The 17,068-nt window shown below is 41.2% G+C and carries 15 protein-coding genes; 6 read left to right on the top strand and 9 right to left on the bottom strand.

Features of this window, described 5'->3' with window-relative positions; all coding sequences use genetic code 11:
* Positions 1-128 precede the first annotated feature (128 nt).
* The 5 genes from DWW23_RS15630 to miaB all read right to left on the bottom strand — a co-directional run bounded on the left by DWW23_RS15630 (position 129) and on the right by miaB (position 5,325).
* Entirely contained in the window at positions 129-1,202 is a 1,074-nt protein-coding gene (locus tag DWW23_RS15630; RefSeq protein ID WP_122354288.1) for a FecR family protein, read from the bottom strand.
* A 66-nt stretch (positions 1,203-1,268) separates the two neighbouring features.
* Entirely contained in the window at positions 1,269-1,847 is a 579-nt protein-coding gene (locus DWW23_RS15625) for an RNA polymerase sigma factor (protein ID WP_122354208.1), read from the bottom strand.
* Between the two features lie 286 nt (positions 1,848-2,133).
* Positions 2,134-2,898 (bottom strand): hypothetical protein, encoded by a 765-nt coding sequence (locus DWW23_RS15620; RefSeq protein ID WP_122354207.1) that lies wholly within the window; start codon positions 2,896-2,898, stop codon positions 2,134-2,136.
* A 6-nt stretch (positions 2,899-2,904) separates the two neighbouring features.
* Positions 2,905-3,720, bottom strand: coding sequence for a hypothetical protein (locus DWW23_RS26385; protein WP_147382618.1), 816 nt, complete (start codon positions 3,718-3,720; stop codon positions 2,905-2,907).
* 231 nt (positions 3,721-3,951) lie between these two features.
* On the bottom strand, positions 3,952-5,325 hold the full coding sequence (miaB, locus tag DWW23_RS15610) for a tRNA (N6-isopentenyl adenosine(37)-C2)-methylthiotransferase MiaB (protein WP_122354205.1): 1,374 nt from the start codon (positions 5,323-5,325) through the stop codon (positions 3,952-3,954).
* A 251-nt stretch (positions 5,326-5,576) separates the two neighbouring features.
* On the opposite strand from miaB, the gene DWW23_RS15605 reads away from it, so the two are divergent.
* The 3 genes from DWW23_RS15605 (at position 5,577) to DWW23_RS15595 (ending at position 9,690) form a co-directional block, all read left to right on the top strand.
* Positions 5,577-6,014 carry a hypothetical protein gene (locus DWW23_RS15605; protein ID WP_122354204.1) on the top strand — a complete coding sequence of 146 codons (438 nt, stop codon included), beginning with the start codon at positions 5,577-5,579 and terminating at the stop codon, positions 6,012-6,014.
* A 75-nt stretch (positions 6,015-6,089) separates the two neighbouring features.
* A complete protein-coding gene (locus tag DWW23_RS15600) occupies positions 6,090-7,586 on the top strand; it encodes an acetyl-CoA hydrolase/transferase family protein (RefSeq protein WP_122354203.1) in 1,497 nt (498 codons plus the stop codon).
* Positions 7,587-8,415: 829 nt separating this feature from the next.
* A complete protein-coding gene (locus DWW23_RS15595; RefSeq protein WP_122354202.1) occupies positions 8,416-9,690 on the top strand; it encodes a hypothetical protein in 1,275 nt (424 codons plus the stop codon).
* A gap of 127 nt (positions 9,691-9,817) precedes the next feature.
* Here the strand turns inward: DWW23_RS15595 and DWW23_RS15590 are convergent, their stop codons facing one another.
* The 4 genes from DWW23_RS15590 to DWW23_RS15575 are packed head-to-tail and all read right to left on the bottom strand — an operon-like array spanning position 9,818 to position 13,944.
* Entirely contained in the window at positions 9,818-10,612 is a 795-nt protein-coding gene (locus DWW23_RS15590) for a gluconate 5-dehydrogenase (protein ID WP_122354201.1), read from the bottom strand.
* A gap of 13 nt (positions 10,613-10,625) precedes the next feature.
* Positions 10,626-11,468 carry a 5-dehydro-4-deoxy-D-glucuronate isomerase gene (gene kduI / locus DWW23_RS15585; protein WP_122354200.1) on the bottom strand — a complete coding sequence of 281 codons (843 nt, stop codon included), beginning with the start codon at positions 11,466-11,468 and terminating at the stop codon, positions 10,626-10,628.
* Between the two features lie 46 nt (positions 11,469-11,514).
* Positions 11,515-12,735: a DUF2264 domain-containing protein gene (locus DWW23_RS15580; protein ID WP_122354199.1), complete on the bottom strand. Its 1,221-nt coding sequence runs from the start codon at positions 12,733-12,735 to the stop codon at positions 11,515-11,517.
* 6 nt (positions 12,736-12,741) lie between these two features.
* Positions 12,742-13,944 carry a glycoside hydrolase family 88 protein gene (locus tag DWW23_RS15575; RefSeq protein WP_122354198.1) on the bottom strand — a complete coding sequence of 401 codons (1,203 nt, stop codon included), beginning with the start codon at positions 13,942-13,944 and terminating at the stop codon, positions 12,742-12,744.
* Between the two features lie 245 nt (positions 13,945-14,189).
* Between DWW23_RS15575 and pstC the strand changes: the two genes are divergently transcribed.
* From pstC to pstB, 3 genes are read left to right on the top strand one after another with little or no spacing between them, the layout of a single operon-like run.
* Positions 14,190-15,377 (top strand): phosphate ABC transporter permease subunit PstC, encoded by a 1,188-nt coding sequence (pstC, locus tag DWW23_RS15570; protein WP_122354197.1) that lies wholly within the window; start codon positions 14,190-14,192, stop codon positions 15,375-15,377.
* 7 nt (positions 15,378-15,384) lie between these two features.
* Positions 15,385-16,272, top strand: a complete 888-nt coding sequence (gene pstA, locus DWW23_RS15565; RefSeq protein WP_122354196.1) for a phosphate ABC transporter permease PstA — start codon at positions 15,385-15,387, stop codon at positions 16,270-16,272.
* A gap of 27 nt (positions 16,273-16,299) precedes the next feature.
* Entirely contained in the window at positions 16,300-17,052 is a 753-nt protein-coding gene (gene pstB, locus DWW23_RS15560; RefSeq protein WP_122354195.1) for a phosphate ABC transporter ATP-binding protein PstB, read from the top strand.
* The last annotated feature ends 16 nt before the right edge of the window (positions 17,053-17,068 follow it).

The raw sequence follows: 17,068 nt of genomic DNA, 5'->3' as shown, positions 1-17,068 counted from the left end.
TTAACCTGTATGCAAATTGGTTCAATCTAATCATCCGGGTAGTACCGCTAATACTATCCGGATTTTTTATTTCCGTTTCTCTTATCTCATAGGCTTATCATTTTATTTAAGGTTAAACAATATATATTCTATCTCTCTTTTTTATAAATGGAATATCCTTCATCTGTTTTCGCCCACACAATTGGGGCTGTAGATGAAATTAGGACAATCAAATCGTCTAACGATTGTTTCAGATCGATTTTACCTCGCATTTTCAACAGGCTAGCCTCAGGAGATACATTGATTGTTACACCATAGAAACGTTCCAACTTTTTAAACACATTGGATAAAGGCTCGAATTGAAGGATTAGCAATCCATCTGTCCAAGCGATATAATCTAATGCTTCGATTTTTTTTACCGCATCTATTTTTCCATTATTAATAGCAGCCAATTGATCCGGTTTTAATTCAATCTTATTTTTATTCCGGTCGGATAAACGGACAGAACCATTAACCAGCACAACTTCATTATTCAGGTCATTCTTGTATGCACTTACATTAAATGTGGTTCCCAGGACCTCTACTGCGAAAAGGGCCGTTTTAACAACAAACGGAAATTTCTCATTTTTTGTCACATGTAGACAAACTTCCCCCTCCACATATATTTCCCGGTGATTACCGGAGAACACACGAGGATAAACAACACGTGTTCCGGAATTAATATGTACGGTTGAACCATCGGAAAGGGTCAGATGGGTATATTTCCCTTTCGGAACCACAATCTGGTTATACTCTTGTTCTACTTTTCCCAAAGAGTCCGTTTCTTGTTTTTCTTCATTAATCAATACATTTCCTTTAGAGGAATATGTAACTGAAGCAGTATTCTCTTCCACGGTTATTTTATCCTGGGAAGATAAATAGACTTGAATCTGGGAGCTTTCTAAAACAGGCTCCTCCAGTAATGCAACATATTCGTCCAAAGAATTTAAATCGTCAGATAACTTATATTCGATAAAGAAAAATAAAAATATAAATACAGCAGCAGCTGCTGTCGACCAAATATAGATACGCTGTTTTAAGGAAAGTCTTTTCTTTGAAGCAAGCCCTTTCTCTATTTTTTCCCACACCTCATCTTCTCCCCTCCTCTGTTCATTTTCCCGAGAACGAAGAAAGGTGATTAACTGTTTCTCAACTTCCTGTATTTGCTTATATTTTTTTTCCATGTTATATATGATATCATCTACATAACTGGAAAAAGAGATTTTACTCCTCACTTTTTTATAAAAAAATTATTTTTTTTCCAAGAGGTCTACTAACTTCCTCAATTTCACAATCGAGCGAGCAACTAAATTCATACATGAATGTGGATTAATATCAAGAGCTGCAGCCATTTCATCCCAAGAAAACTCTTTTATATAATAAAGGTAAATTGCATTTTTTTGATTATCAGATAAATAATTTAAAGCATTTACTAATAGTTTGCTTTGTTTTAGAGATTCGTCTTCTTCCGAAAACAAACGTATCAATTCTTCATCCTCAACCAGGCATTTATCAGACACAACATCATCAATCACCTGAAAATCAGAGACAAGACTCAATCTATCCAGTAAGCTATTTCTTAACGCCCTATAAAGATAAGCTCTAACATAAATAATAGGTTTAAGGCTTTTAGATAAAAAAATCTTGATAAACAAGTCTTGAATGCAATCTTTAGCAAATCCTTCATCAAAGCTTAAAGAGAGCGCATAGGATATCAAAGGAGAATAATAACGCCGATATAATTGCTCAAAAGCAACTTTATCTCCACCTATCATCTTCTCCCACAACAACGCATCGGCTTTTTCTGAATATTGATTCAGCTCTTTCATTGAATAAATAGCATAATCTTATTTATCTGTATTCTCACAAAAAAATTTTGAAAATTTGACATTGTTCTTTAAGAACTAAGATATTTTTTTGACAAAAACACACTATTAATGAGAGCCTTAGCAATTACACCATTTTTACTATTTAATTTTTTTTAAAGCTAACTTATTCAAAATAGGTTATATTTGCACATTGCAAATGACATCGTTCTTAAAGAACTAAGATATTTTTTCTCAAAAGACTAAAAGATTAAATATTCCAAGACTTAACAACAAGTCTCTGTAGCCATTATTCTATAACTAATAAAGATGCAAAATCTCCTCCTGCTAACTTTGCACAAACAAATAATTCCTGAGGTAAACTATAATCTTTTCTATAGGGTGTATAGATCTCTCCTCTTTGTTCTATTTTTTTACTAATTTGTTTTTCGATCCAATCAACACACCATTTAGACTGATAACCAATACAAACACTCCCATTATAATTATCATCAGTTCCAATAGTATAAGTATCTGTTCCTTCCGTATGAATTTGTGTTATTCCAGCTATATTAATATCTCCATTCACCAAGAAAGTAAGATCTGTCAGCGAAATCACAACATCCGGCTCATACTGTTTAATCAATTTTGACGTTTGATATTGATTTTCTTCATCTTTAAAATCATCTTTATTTACCAAAACAAATTCCATACCTGGCAACATCCTGTGTGTAACCTCATAAACAGCTGCTTGGACTAATATATTACTGGTTACAGTGGTATCCGATTTTCCAGAAAAAAATCGTCCTCCCAGCAAACCTTGACCAGGATTTTGAGAAGTAAAATCTGCTTGAGAAGATTTCTTAAATACACAATCTGAAGGTAACTCGTTGCCATAAGACGTTGTATAGACAATACAGATTTTCCCCTTTTGCATTGGAATATTCTCACAAACAATCGTATCCCCATTTACCTTTTCAAATGCAACTGATGGAGTTTTCTTCAATTGGGTAGCACAAGAGCAATAAACAATTGCTCCTAGCAACAAATAAATAAATTTTCCCGTCTTCTTCATAACAAATTAATTAAAATGCATTCTTACTGTTTGTGTATTTATAGATGAAAGTAATGTATTTAAACCATCATAGAAGAACTCATTATATAAATAATGATCTTCACTATATTTACAAAAACTACTATACAATCGAATTTCACAATGGTCCCAAGGATCAACCCCAGGTATAGCAACTTCATTAATCATTAAATTAGGATAAATAGAACCTTCAGACAATAACTGAATAGAAGAACCATTCTTCATTTTATATATTTTATAAGAATCAACAGTCAAAAAATGTTCTGTATTGGCTTGCTCATCCAAAGAACTTTGATTATATATCAAAAAAGTATTTCCACCTGTTATTTCCACTCTATAATTTAAATATTCTTTTTGACAATCGGTAAAAGTACTAAGAGAGCCATCTGGCTCATCTGATTTTTTTACGAATGATTTTCTATCACTACAAGAAGAACATCCCGACTTACAAGTGAGCATATATGTAAAAGTGTATGCAGTCTCCTCATGACTAAAAAACCAAGAACCGCTTTCATTTACATATCCGCTACGATATTGTCCTGCTCCAGAACATGAAAGAAAAAAAGAATTACACTCTTTTCCATTTAAAGATGAATTCCAAGATATTTCAGTTCCTCCTGGAGAGTGATAAACATTTACTTCTGGCAAACACCGATTACCACAATTTGAATTAAGTAATAAAACTGAATCCGATTTTAAAGATGAATGGATAACTTCATTATTAAATTTTCTGTCTACCAATAAATCACTTTCAGAACAACTTATACTAAAAATAAGTATTACAATTCCTAATACATTTCTCATACTCATAACTATTAAATATTAAAATTAACAACATTATAATACTATCTGCGACCCGCATAACAATACCTATAGCTTTTATTAATAAAACTAGAACATAATGGACTACTCCTCTATTTTAACAACAAAAACGTCCTATCTTAACTTTTTTTACACCATAAGAATATAGGCTGCATATTATCGGTAACGCACCGACAATATACAGCCTATACTAGGACTCCAGGACACAAAATTTTATCCTTCTACCGTTTCGCCAAATAATGTAGCAGAAGAAGCACGGGTAATCCGCACCTTCACAAACTGCCCGACTTTATAGTTCTTCTTATCAAAAATAACGACTTTGTTCTGACTGGTACGACCGAACAACTGTTCGCGGGAACGTTTGGAGAAGCCTTCGATCAACACTTCAAATTCTTTTCCGATATCACGCAGATTACTTTCTTCCGACAACTTATTTTGCAGGTCGATCATTCCCTGCAAGCGGCGCACTTTTTCTTCTTCCGATACAGTATCCGGAAGATGTTTGGCTGCATAAGTGCCAGGACGTTCGGAATATTTGAACAGGAAAGCTGCATCATACTTGACTTCACGCATCAATGAAAGCGTTTCCTGATAATCCTCTTCCGTTTCCGAATGGAAGCCGCAAAACAAATCGGTTGCGATAGACGCTTCGGGGACGATGCGTCGGATAGCAGCGATACGGTCCAGATACCATTCGCGGGTATATTTCCGGTTCATCACTTTCAGTATCTTCGAACTTCCCGACTGGGCCGGAAGATGGATATACTTACAGATATTATCATGGGCGGCAATCACACGGAGCGTATCGTCACTCATATCTTTCGGATGAGATGTCACAAAACGGATACGCATTTCGGGAGCTTCCAAAGCCACACGTTCCAGCAACATCGGGAACGTTACGGTTTCACCATCCTTCTCAAAAGCATACGAATTCACATTCTGCCCCAACAACGTTGCTTCCTTAAAGCCTTTGTCACGCATATCCCGTATCTCGTTCAGGATACTTTCCACATCCCGGCTACGTTCACGACCGCGGGTATAAGGTACAATGCAATACGTACAAAAATTATTGCATCCGCGCATGATCGACACAAAACCGGAGATATGCACACCACCCAATTTCAGCGGCATCACATCTTTATAGGTCTCCTGCGTGGAGAGCTCCACATTGATCGCTTTTTCACCATGCTCTACAGCCCCTACCAGGTTCGGCAGGTCCATATAAGAGTCCGGCCCGACAACCAGGTCCGCATGATGCACATTGATCAACTCTTCTTTCACCCGTTCGGCCATACATCCCAATACACCGACAATCAGCGATTTCTTTTTGCGTTTAAGCGAGTGGAAATACTGTAGCCTTCCGTAAATTTTCTGTTCCGCATTATCACGCACAGAACAGGTATTCACAAAAACAGCATCCGCTTCTTCAATTTTGTCAGTCATGGCATATCCATCCATTTTCATAATGGAAGCGACTACCTCACTGTCCGCTACATTCATCTGGCACCCGTAGGTTTCGATGAACAACTTTTTCTCCTCAAATCCGGCTGCAGATTTTAAGTCTGCGCCATTTTCCTGATTCGTCATTTTGTCCTTGTTAATAAAATTTAAAATCTTACGTTCTATAAAAATAAACCTCCAAAGGTTTGCACAGTTCAAATTCAACTGCTATATTTGCATACGAAAAACGTAAATTTTTTCATAGTTAAGGTTTTGGTTAAATCGAATAAGGGTGGCTGTGAAGTTACCCTTATTTACTTTTATACTGCTTATATTACTTACCTCTTTCACTATTCAATTATTCTTCTTACATTTGGAGTGCAAAAATAATCAAAGTTATGGATAACTTAGGCGATTGGATCTATATTGTTTTTCTGATAATTGCCGCCGTGAGCGGTTTATTCAGTTCAAAAAACAAAAAAAAGCGCCCGACACAGGTACTCGGACAGCCCGGACATGACACGTTCCCTGAAGAAAATACATCTTCGGGCAAAGGTTTCTGGGAAATTCTGGAAGAAGTAAAAAATGTGTCGCCACAACAACCGGCTCCGGCCAAAGCCACTTCCGGTAAAAAGAATTTGAAAAAAGAGGCGCAGACTCCGAAAGCTTTCCTTTCCGCAGAAAAAGAAATCCATCAATCCAAAGTCAGTACGTCCCGCCCTATGGCCTTTCCGTATGAAGAAGAACACACCATGCTGGAAGATATTGAGTTCAATAATATCGAAGAGTTAAGAAAAGCTGTTATTTACTCAGAAATACTTAACCGTAAGTATTGATCTATCTTCTTTTTTAATACCTTTGCAGCCGTTTAGCTGACTAACAAGTATTTATCTAATAAAAAAAATAATATCATGGCTTTAAAATTCATTACAGCTGAAGAAGCTGCTTCGTTCGTACATCACGACGACAATGTGGGATTCAGTGGTTTTACACCTGCCGGATGTCCGAAAGTTGTTCCGGGAGCCATTGCAAAAAAAGCGATGGAGGAACATGAAAAAGGTAATCCTTTCCAGATCGGTATGTTTACCGGCGCTTCTACCGGTGATAAGCTGGACGGCGAACTGGCACGTGCCAACGCTATCAAGTTCCGTACTCCATATCAATCGAACAAAGACCTCCGCGCATTGTTGAATTCTCACGGAGCACAGTATTTCGATATGCACCTTTCCGAACTGGCGCAAGACCTGCGCTACGGTTTCCTGGGAAAAATCGATGTAGCGATCGTTGAAGCAGCCGATGTAACAGAAGACGGTGAAATCGTTCCGACCAGTGGCGTCGGTATCCTGCCGACTATCTGCCGGATGGCTGACCGTATTATTATTGAATTGAACAGCCGCCACCCGAAAGAAATTCGTGGCATGCATGATATTTATGAACCGGCCGATCCTCCTTATCGCCGTGAAATTCCTGTTTATACTCCTTCCGACCGTATCGGTACACCTTATGTAAAGGTAGATCCGGCTAAAATCGTCGGCATTGTTAAAACAGAAGAACCGAACGAAGGTGGTAAGTTCTCTCCGCTGGATGACGTTACAATGGCTATCGGTAAGAATGTTGCCGACTTCCTGGTTAGCGAAATCAAAGCAGGCCGTCTGCCGAAAGAATTCGTTCCCCTGCAGAGTGGTGTAGGCAACGTTGCCAATGCTGTTTTAGGCTGTATGGGAGCTAACGAAGAAATCCCGGCATTTAATGTATATACAGAAGTTATCCAGGATGCTGTTATCAGCCTAATGAAAGAAGGCCGCGTTAAATTCGCCAGTGGTTGCTCTTTATCTGTAAGCAACGAAGTGATCCGCGAAATTTATGCGAACCTCGATTTCTTCAAGGATAAAATCCTTCTTCGTCCGCAGGAAATTTCCAACAACCCGGAAGTTGCCCGCCGTTTAGGTCTGATCGCTATCAACACAGCATTGGAAGCCGACATCTTCGGTAACATCAACTCTACCCACGTATCAGGAACAAGAATGATGAACGGTATCGGTGGCTCAGGCGACTTTACCCGTTCAGCTATGCTGTCTATCTTCACAACTCCTTCTACAGCAAAAGAAGGTAAGATCAGTGCTTTCGTTCCGATGGTTTCTCACCTGGATCATAGCGAACACTCTGTAAAGATCATCATCACAGAATACGGTGTAGCCGACCTGCGTGGTAAATCGCCGATCGAACGTGCAAACTGTATCATTGACAATTGCGTCCATCCGGATTACAAGCCGTTATTGAGAGAATATCTGGCAATGGGTGTAAAAGGTCACACTCCGCAGAACCTGAAATGTTGCTTCGCTTTCCACGAAGAACTGGCAGCAAGCGGTGACATGCACAATGTAGACTGGAGCAAATACAACAAATAATTATCACATATTAATAGCACGCAGAACAATGAATAATCTGTCTGCGTGCTATTCTTTTCTCGCCTTTTATTTCTTTTTGACACAAAACAGACCTTTATAAGAACACTACTATTTCTCTTTTTCTTCCTTCCGGACAAACTTTAAATACAAATATTAACACATTCTCTAAAAAACATCTACCTTTCATCTCGTTTTAAATAAAATGTAAGTTCGTTTTAAACGAAAAAAAATTCCTTTTAAATAAAATGGGGGACCATTTAAAGAGATATTTTTGTTAATTATAGTAAAAACACCTATTAAAAGTAACCATATCCAGACCCTAAAGTATGCTTTTTAGCAGTTTTCATCTTCTACTTCACCACTGAAACAGATATAAATATAAACATCACAATATCACCATAAGGAATAAATATATAACACATTGAAAAACCCAAACCACAAATAAAAGCCAACCGACACAATAACCAGTCAATCAGCAACACAACGACCTCCGACAACTTCTATTAAAACGCATTTGATTCAATAGACTTGATAAAGGACACAGAGGGGACAACCATAGGATAGGTGAATTGTCATTTTGATATATTTCCAATAAACCAAAACTGAATAGTATCCTAAACAAGATTTTATTAGTAAAATAATAAAGAGTATATCTATTTGTCAGCACGAAACTTTTTCTGTAACTTCCCGACGTTTCCTTAGAACTATGAGACAGTGAACCATAAAACGATTAATAACATGAAACTTGTGAAACTTTTTTTACTGGTAGTTGTGGTATTTTGTTCAAGTTGTTGTTTGTTTAGTGCTAAAGACGGAAAATTTAAGAAAGATGGGAAATGGAGAGGATAAAACAAATGTGTGGAAATTTCGCTTAACGGACAAGATTGCGAATATCTCGCAAGTATCGATAGAGGAGAATACGGAGTTTTGGATCGAATCGATGAAATTATGGTTTTACGGCTATAAGACATCGAAAAATTATAAAGTGACCATCTGGGGCAGGAAAGTGGATTTCTCTTTTTCCATCGCACCTGTGGGAATGCCGACAGACTACCCTCCCGTTATTGCGGCACCTCAAAAAAAGAAGAGAACTACATCGCTTCCACCGGAGCAACGTGCTTATGTGAATTCGTTGAAGGTTAAAATAAAAGAGTTGAAGGAACATCTTCCTGAACTTCCGGATGAAGCGATGGAAAAGCGGTACTGGGATTATTTAGATCGCCAGTCTTTTATTGACAATCTGCAATGTGCAGCTGTTGCCTGGGATAATAAGGAAGCGGATATGATTGTGAAATGCCGCGAGGCAAGCGAGTATCTGGCTAGAATGTTACCTGCTCTACAAGCTATGCACTTACCGGACGAGTTGATGCGTGATGATACGAAGTTCTCTTTGGTATTGGCGAGGGTTCTACAGTTTGCCCGAATCGTGGAAGAGAATGCAGAGAAGAACCGGATCGATTTACCAGTTCAACTGCATGAGTTGATTGTTTTCATAGATGATTTTACCGACCGGATGATTGAGGGAGGAAATAAACTGTTCGGTATAGAACGGAGAATGACTTTGGATGAGCATAACGCCTCTCTGGAATTGGATGGAGAAGCGTTGTATGGAGACAAACCGATAGAAGAACGGTTGGTCATGCTGCAAACGCTTTGGGAAAATCGCCTATTGTCACCAGTCGACCGAATAGAGTATCTGGAACAAGCGATAGAACTCGTAAAAAAGCAAAATCGTAAAAGGCAGGAGATTGTACCGTGTCCGCATGAAGAACTGATAAAAAAGCATCTTTCAGCCATTCACACGTATGTCAAGGAACTGGAGGATGAAGGTGAAACGGTTTGGCGTCGGCGAATGGCCGAAGGAATGGCAGAGAGTCTGGTCTCATGGAGAGAGGCTGCAGGAGAACCTCCTTTGTCGGTAGAAGACTTTGCATCTCGAATTGATTTACAGTCCTTGCATATAAAGACAGAAGAGCAAGAAGATGGCCGTATTCTGTATGAGTTGGAACTCTATTTCCAAGACAGGGATGATTCCTTTGCGGGACATATAATGTATGCCCTTGTCAAGAATCATGTCGTGAAGGAGATTACATTGATGGGGTAAGATTTCCTTTTTATAGAGTATTTTATATTCCATCCGGTAGAAAATAAAATTCCTTCCGAAAGAAATCTGAATTTCTCCCGGAAGGAACCCTTTTTACCAGCAAAGACCATCGTCTTTATCAGGCTATTTATTTCGGTTGCTTTCCGATATAAGCCAAAATACCACCGTCTACATACAACACATGTCCGTTTACGAAGTCGGAAGCATCGGAAGCCAGGAACACAGCCGGTCCCATCAGATCTTCCGGAGTTCCCCAACGGGCTGCCGGTGTCTTGGCAATGATGAAAGAGTCGAACGGATGACGTGAACCGTCCGGCTGAAGTTCACGAAGCGGAGCCGTCTGCGGTGTCGCGATATAACCCGGACCAATACCGTTACACTGGATGTTATATTCGCCGTATTCAGAAGCGATATTGCGTGTCAACATTTTCAGGCCACCTTTAGCTGCGGCATAGGCAGAAACTGTCTCACGTCCCAGTTCACTCATCATCGAACAGATATTGATGATCTTTCCGTGACCTTTTTTGATCATTGAAGGGATAACTGCTTTTGAAACGATGAACGGAGCATTCAGGTCGACATCGATCACCTGGCGGAACTCGGCAGCCGTCATTTCGTGCATCGGAATACGCTTGATAATACCGGCATTGTTTACCAGAATATCGATTACACCTACTTCTTTTTCGATCTGGGCAACCATCGCATTTACCTGTTCTTCGTTGGTCACGTCGCAAACATAACCTTTGGCATCGATACCTTCTGCCTTATAGGCAGCCAGACCTTTATCCACCAGCTCCTGTTTGATGTCATTGAAGACGATCTTTGCACCTGCCTGAGAAAAAGCAGTAGCCAACGCAAAACCAATCCCGTAAGAAGCACCTGTTACAAGTGCCACTTTTCCTTCTAATGAGAAATTTACCATTTTAGTATTCGATTTATTTTAAGTCTGTAATTTTAGAAAAATCCTGATCGCCATAATCCAGGTTTTCACCACCCATACCCCAGATAAAAGTATAATTATGAGTAGCGGCCGCACTGTGGATAGACCATTCCGGAGACAGAACAGCCTGGTCGCCTTTCATCCAGATATGGCGGGTTTCGTCTACTTCACCCATAAAATGACAGATAGCCTGATCTTCCGGAATATCGAAATAGAAATAAGCTTCCATACGACGGCTATGAACGTGTGCCGGCATCGTATTCCATACACTACCCGGTTTCAGTTCGGTCATTCCCATCTGCAACTGGCAGGTAGGCAATACCTGATTCACGATCATCTTGTTGATATTACGGTCGTTCGACATTTCCAGCGACCCCATAGCAGCCACAACAGCATCCGCCTTGGTCACTTTTTTATCCGGATAATTACGATGAGCCGTAGTCGAATTAAAATAGAATTTAGCAGGATTCTTGGCATCTTTGCTTTCAAATGTCACTTCGCGATCACCCGAACCCAGGTAAAGCGCTTCTTTAAAGTCCAGTTCAAAAGTTGCATCACCCGCTTTTACAATACCGGGACCACCGACACTGAAAATACCTATTTCACGGCGTGTCAGGAAATAAGGAGCTTTCAACGGATCGATCGCTTCCAGTTTCAGGACCTCACCTACAGGCATGGCGCCACCCACAATCATACGATCGTACATGGAATAAACCATATTTACTTCATTCGGTGCGAAAACCGTTTCGATCAGGAAATCCCGACGAATACGTTTCGTATCATATTGCTTCGCATCTTCCGGATGCGCAGCATAACGCAATTCATAATTTGTTTTCATCTTCTTATCTGTATTTAATTTTCAATTTTCAATTCTCCACTTTCAATTACTTAAGCGCATGATCTGCCTTTACGTCACTTTCACCTTTCCAGGCACGCAGGTTTGTCCACTCCGCATAAGGAGCCGACCAGAATTCATTTGAAGCCGGCAACCCCAATGCCAGCAAACCGACAGCACACAGATAGACACTCCCTGTATTAATATAAGACTCAGACATATCGATTTGTTCACCGGTAAAGCCGACACGCAACCACCCGTTGGCATCGAAGTTCTTCGGCGATTTCATCTGGTTACGGATCACTGCTGTCATAGCACAACGCACCTGAGCCGGTTTTACCCGTTCGGGCAACACCTGCATCAAACTAGCCTGTGCCAATGCATGAAATGCACCGAAACGGTACACGATAGAACGACCGACTACAGGGAAAGTTCCTTCCGGAGAGATAAAACGTTCCAACTGTTCTGCATAACGGGTCAAGCGAGGCAACTGGGTATCGACAAAATCGGCACCTTCCAGATTATGCTTTTTCATAACCAGCAATACATCTGTCAGCATCGGATGGATAACAAAACTATTATAGTAGTCCATGTGGAAAGCAGGGCCGTCACCATACAAGGCATCCCCTTTATACCAGTCATCACGGAATTTCTTAACACCATAAGTCAGACGATCCATATCACACTCACCGGTAAATTCCAGCAAAGCCGCCTCAACTGTCGAAGCAAATAAAAGCCAGTTGTTATCCCAGGGTTTAATGGCACGACTGCGTTTAAATTCAGTAATCATCCATTCTTTAGCCTGCGAATCCAACTTATCCCACAATTGCGTTCTAGCCCGTAACAAACCTTGCGCCAGAAAAGCGGCATCCACCAAAGGCTGATAAGGTTTTCCAAATACCAGATAGTCGGGAGATTCCGGATTGACGGCATTCTTCAGTCCTTTTACCGCCAGACGGATATATTTATCGCGTAACTGACCTTCCGGTGTATTATCCGGCCCCAATTCCAGCCAGGGAGAAATACCACAGATCAGACGGCCTACAGCTTCCAGGTGAGAGAAATCACTCCTGTCTTTCGACAGAGATTCATAGGGCATATTCTTCTTCAACGTATTGTTACTCAGATTCGTCAATACCGGATCAGCAATACGGGTCAATGTTTCTACCCAAAAAGCACGGTCTTCCGCCCCGCTCTGCTGTGCTTTACCATTCAATGAAAAACACAGGAAACATACTAAAAAAGCAGTTGTTTTTATCAGATTAGTCATAAAGTCTTATTTTTCTGTCAGTTTTTTTAAACGCATCAATGCTTCCACATAATAATAGTCTGCATAGCTCAATGGCACATCCACTTCGCTGTTACCCGGGAAATGGCCGGTAGAATGCATCAATGCGAAATTACAATTGGAACCTTTAGCTGCCAGATATTCAGGAGTAGTCAACGAACGCACCTGTTGTTCAGCGAAATCAAGGTAACTTTTGGCCTCTTCACTCTTATCCAACTGGCTCAATTCGATCAGGGCAGATGCCATAATAGCGGCGGCAGATGCATCTCTCGGAACATTCGGAATGCCCGGAGCATCAAAATCCCAATACGGCACTTTATCAGTCGGCATATTCGGATTATTCATGATAAATGCAGCGATATGTTTTGCCTGATCCAGATATTCTGGTTTTCCCGTTTCACGATACATCATAGTAAATCCGTACAAAGCCCATGCTTGTCCGCGAGCCCATGCAGACTCGTCGGCAGCTCCCTGATGGGTCTGTTTTTTATGGGGAACACCAGTTATCGTATCATAAGAGACTACATGGTAACAGCTATAATCGTCACGGAAATGGTTGTTCATTGTCTTATCTGCATGAGAGATAGCCATTTTGCGAAAACGGTCATCACCCGATGCTTTGGATGCCCAGCTGAAAAACTCCAGGTTCATCATATTATCGATAATAACCGGGAACTGCCATACCTTTTTATTGAAATCCCAGGAACGGATCGCTCCCACCCGTTCGTCGAAACGAGTCGCCAACGAATTGGCTCCGGTCAGCATCACATCCTTATATTCCGGTTTTCCGGTTAGACGGTATCCGTTACCATAGCTACAATACAACATAAAACCGACGTCATGGCTGTAAGTGATATTTTTCACTTCTTCCACACGGTCGGTATACATTTCGGCATATTTCTTTAATTCCGGAGTCGGATTGTTTTCATACAGATACCATAATTCGCCAGGGAAAAAGCCGCTGCACCACCAGCTATAGTCGCTTGTTTCCAACGTGCCTTCTTTGTTGATCGCTTTAGGCAGACGACCTTCCTGGTTTTCCAGGTCTTTTGCCATTAAAAGAGCTTGTTCGGTCGAAGCCTTCAGACCGCGGTCAATAACATCAGCAATAGGTTCCTGTTTGGGTTGTGAATCACAAGAAGCCAATAGCACTGTGAACGCAAACACTCCGTACGAAAGAAATTTGTTCATGATAAAAATAGGTTATTAAGTTTTTAAGTTTGTGGCAAATATACTGGTTTATATTCTAAAATTCGACATAACCATCCAAAAAAGGTAAGATACTTGAATTTACAACATAAAAAAGGCTTACGATTAATACCTGTCAGTCCGTGTAACATTTTTGAAATATCAATGTAACATTTACTTCAAAGCGCCTTAACCTGTTCTTAATACATGTTACCTTACTTTGCACTCAGAACAAAGAGGTAAATGACGTGAGAAAGTTTTTTGAAAAAATTGTCGAAGGAGGACTATTGATCAGCGGAAGTGTAACCAGTTTCACGATCCTGCTGATTGTCTTTTTCCTTTTTAAAGAGGCTTCCGGCCTTTTTAGCAGTCCGGTTGTGGAAGAAGGGTATGTACTCGCTGTGAATAAGAGTAATGATGTAAGCCATCTGTCTCCGGAAACGATCATGGATATTTTCGATGCCAAAATAACCAACTGGAAAGAGGTGAACGGCAAAGATGAAGAGATCCTGGTCTTTCGCTTTTCCGACCTGACACAATATTACAGTGAAGAAGAATTGGGAGATGAGTTCCAGTATGTCCCGGAAAAAATCAGCGAACTGGTCGGAAAAGAGCCGGGAATCATTGCATTCTTCCCCCAGCAATATCTGGCACAAAATTTCCAGGGGACTGTTCTTCCTGAAGAGAAAATATCACTATCCGATTTCTTCGCCGGGACTAAATGGTATCCGACTTCCGCACCTGCTCCCATCTTCGGACTTATTCCTTTATTGCTGGGAACATTGCTGGTCAGCATCGGAGCAATCGTCCTTTCACTTCCATTCGGTGTGGCAGTCGCCATCTATCTGGCGGAAATAGCCAATAAGCGAACCCGTGAAATACTGAAACCGGTTATTGAGCTTCTGGCTGGTATTCCTTCCGTTGTATATGGTTTCTTTGGTCTGGTCGTAATCGTTCCGCTCATACAGAAAGGATTGAACCTTCCGGTCGGAGAGACAGCCTTTGCCGGTAGCGTCGTATTGGCTATCATGGCATTACCGACCATTATCACAGTTGCAGAAGATGCCATGCGCACGACTCCCCGGGCAATGAAAGAGGCCAGTCTGGCATTGGGAGCTACTCAATGGCAAACAATTTATAAAGTGATTATCCCCTATTCCATATCCGGTATCACATCGGCGATCGTCCTGGGTATCGGACGGGCTATCGGAGAGACAATGGCCGTTTTAATGGTGACAGGTAATGCGGCCGTTATACCGACCTCTTTCTTTGAGCCGGTACGAACCATTCCGGCAACCATCGCAGCAGAACTGGGTGAAGCACCTGCCGGGGGAGCCCATTACCAAGCATTGTTCCTGTTAGGGGCAGTATTATTTATCATCACGCTACTGTTAAGTATTTCAGTAGAATATATCTCATCCAAAAGAAAAATGTGATTAAGCTATGGCACCTGTTCAAAAATTAGGCAACGTCGACACAAAGAAACGGACTTCACAGAAAGTTGCGTTCGGTATATTCACTCTTCTCAGTTATCTGGTCGTAGTCATACTCTTCTTTATCCTCGGTTTTATCATTATCCAGGGAGGAAAAGTAATCAGCTGGGATTTCCTTACGGAAGCTCCTGCCGAAGGGATGACTGCCGGAGGCATCTTCCCGGCTATCGTCGGAACACTTTATCTCGTATTAGGCAGCAGCCTGATCAGCTTCCCTATCGGGATCATGAGCGGGATTTATATGAATGAATATGCTACAAACGGAAAGATCATCCGTTTCATCCGGATCATGACCAACAACCTGAGCGGTGTACCATCCGTTGTTTTCGGGTTATTCGGTATGTCACTGTTCGTGATCACGCTGGGATGGGGAGATTCTATTATCGCCGGCTCGTTCACTCTGGCATTGATGTCTCTGCCGTTGATCATCCGCACGACGGAAGAAGCCCTGAAAAGTATCGACGATTCTTTCCGCCACGGCAGCCTGGCACTGGGAGCAACCAAACTGCAAACTATAGCTCGTGTCGTATTACCGATGGCTTTCCCGAATATTATTACCGGACTGATCCTGTCGATCGGACGCGTATCCGGAGAAACAGCCCCCATCCTTTTCACCGTTGCCGCCTACTTCCTCCCGCAATTACCGGAAAGTATCTTCGACCAGTGTATGGCTTTACCATACCATTTGTATGTAATATCCACCAGCGGAACAGATATCGAAGCTTCACGCGGAATGGCATACGGAACGGCGCTGGTCCTGATCGCCATCGTACTGGTTGTAAACTTACTGGCCAATGCACTAAGAAGTTATTTCGCCAAAAAAGTAAAAATGAACTAACAACAGAAAGAATAAAACAATAATAATATGATAAAGATTGATGCTCAAAACGTAGATTTCTATTATGGCGATTTCCATGCCTTAAAGAATATCTCGATGCAGATTGAAGCAAACACCTCGGTCGCTTTCATCGGTCCTTCCGGTTGCGGTAAATCCACCTTCTTACGCTTGTTCAACCGAATGAACGATCTGATACCCGATACGCATATGGACGGAAAAATCGGGATCGACGGAAGGGATATTTACGGAAAAGGGGAAAAGGTAGACCAGCTCCGTAAAAATGTGGGTATGGTATTCCAGAAACCGAATCCTTTCCCGAAAACAATCTTTGAAAACGTGGCGTACGGACTCCGGGTAAACGGGGTAAAAGACAATGGCTATATCGAAGAGACGGTTGTCAAGACGCTTAAACAGGTCGTTCTCTGGGACGAAGTAAAAGATAAACTGAAAGAATCGGCTTTCGCCTTGTCCGGCGGACAACAGCAGCGTTTGTGCATCGCCCGTGCATTGGCGATATCGCCTTCTATTCTTCTGATGGATGAACCGACTTCTGCACTGGACCCTATATCGACAAGCAAGATAGAGGAACTCATACATGAGCTTAAAAATGAATATACGATCGTCATCGTTACCCATAATATGCAGCAGGCTGCACGTGTCAGCGACAAGACGGGGTATTTTTATCTGGGAGAGTTGATTGAGTTCGACAATACGCGAAAGATATTCACGAATCCGGAGAAAGAATCGACTCAGAATTATATTACGGGACGATTCGGGTAATTGAAAATTGATAATT

This window comes from Parabacteroides sp. AF14-59, from assembly GCF_003479515.1.
GTDB classification, from domain to species: domain Bacteria; phylum Bacteroidota; class Bacteroidia; order Bacteroidales; family Tannerellaceae; genus Parabacteroides; species Parabacteroides faecis.
Note: the sequence above shows the minus strand (reverse complement) of the source record. Positions and strands in the feature narration are given on the sequence as shown.

Coding starts and splice junctions, on each gene's coding strand:
- DWW23_RS15620 (WP_122354207.1), bottom strand. CDS start 2,898: ATGAAGAAGACGGGAAAATTTATTTATTTGTTGCTAGGAGCAATTGTT.
- DWW23_RS15595 (WP_122354202.1), top strand. CDS start 8,416: ATGGGAAATGGAGAGGATAAAACAAATGTGTGGAAATTTCGCTTAACG.
- DWW23_RS15580 (WP_122354199.1), bottom strand. CDS start 12,735: ATGACTAATCTGATAAAAACAACTGCTTTTTTAGTATGTTTCCTGTGT.
- DWW23_RS26385 (WP_147382618.1), bottom strand. CDS start 3,720: ATGAGAAATGTATTAGGAATTGTAATACTTATTTTTAGTATAAGTTGT.
- DWW23_RS15625 (WP_122354208.1), bottom strand. CDS start 1,847: ATGAAAGAGCTGAATCAATATTCAGAAAAAGCCGATGCGTTGTTGTGG.
- DWW23_RS15575 (WP_122354198.1), bottom strand. CDS start 13,944: ATGAACAAATTTCTTTCGTACGGAGTGTTTGCGTTCACAGTGCTATTG.
- DWW23_RS15605 (WP_122354204.1), top strand. CDS start 5,577: ATGGATAACTTAGGCGATTGGATCTATATTGTTTTTCTGATAATTGCC.
- kduI (WP_122354200.1), bottom strand. CDS start 11,468: ATGAAAACAAATTATGAATTGCGTTATGCTGCGCATCCGGAAGATGCG.
- DWW23_RS15630 (WP_122354288.1), bottom strand. CDS start 1,202: ATGGAAAAAAAATATAAGCAAATACAGGAAGTTGAGAAACAGTTAATC.
- DWW23_RS15590 (WP_122354201.1), bottom strand. CDS start 10,612: ATGGTAAATTTCTCATTAGAAGGAAAAGTGGCACTTGTAACAGGTGCT.
- pstB (WP_122354195.1), top strand. CDS start 16,300: ATGATAAAGATTGATGCTCAAAACGTAGATTTCTATTATGGCGATTTC.
- miaB (WP_122354205.1), bottom strand. CDS start 5,325: ATGACGAATCAGGAAAATGGCGCAGACTTAAAATCTGCAGCCGGATTT.
- DWW23_RS15600 (WP_122354203.1), top strand. CDS start 6,090: ATGGCTTTAAAATTCATTACAGCTGAAGAAGCTGCTTCGTTCGTACAT.
- pstA (WP_122354196.1), top strand. CDS start 15,385: ATGGCACCTGTTCAAAAATTAGGCAACGTCGACACAAAGAAACGGACT.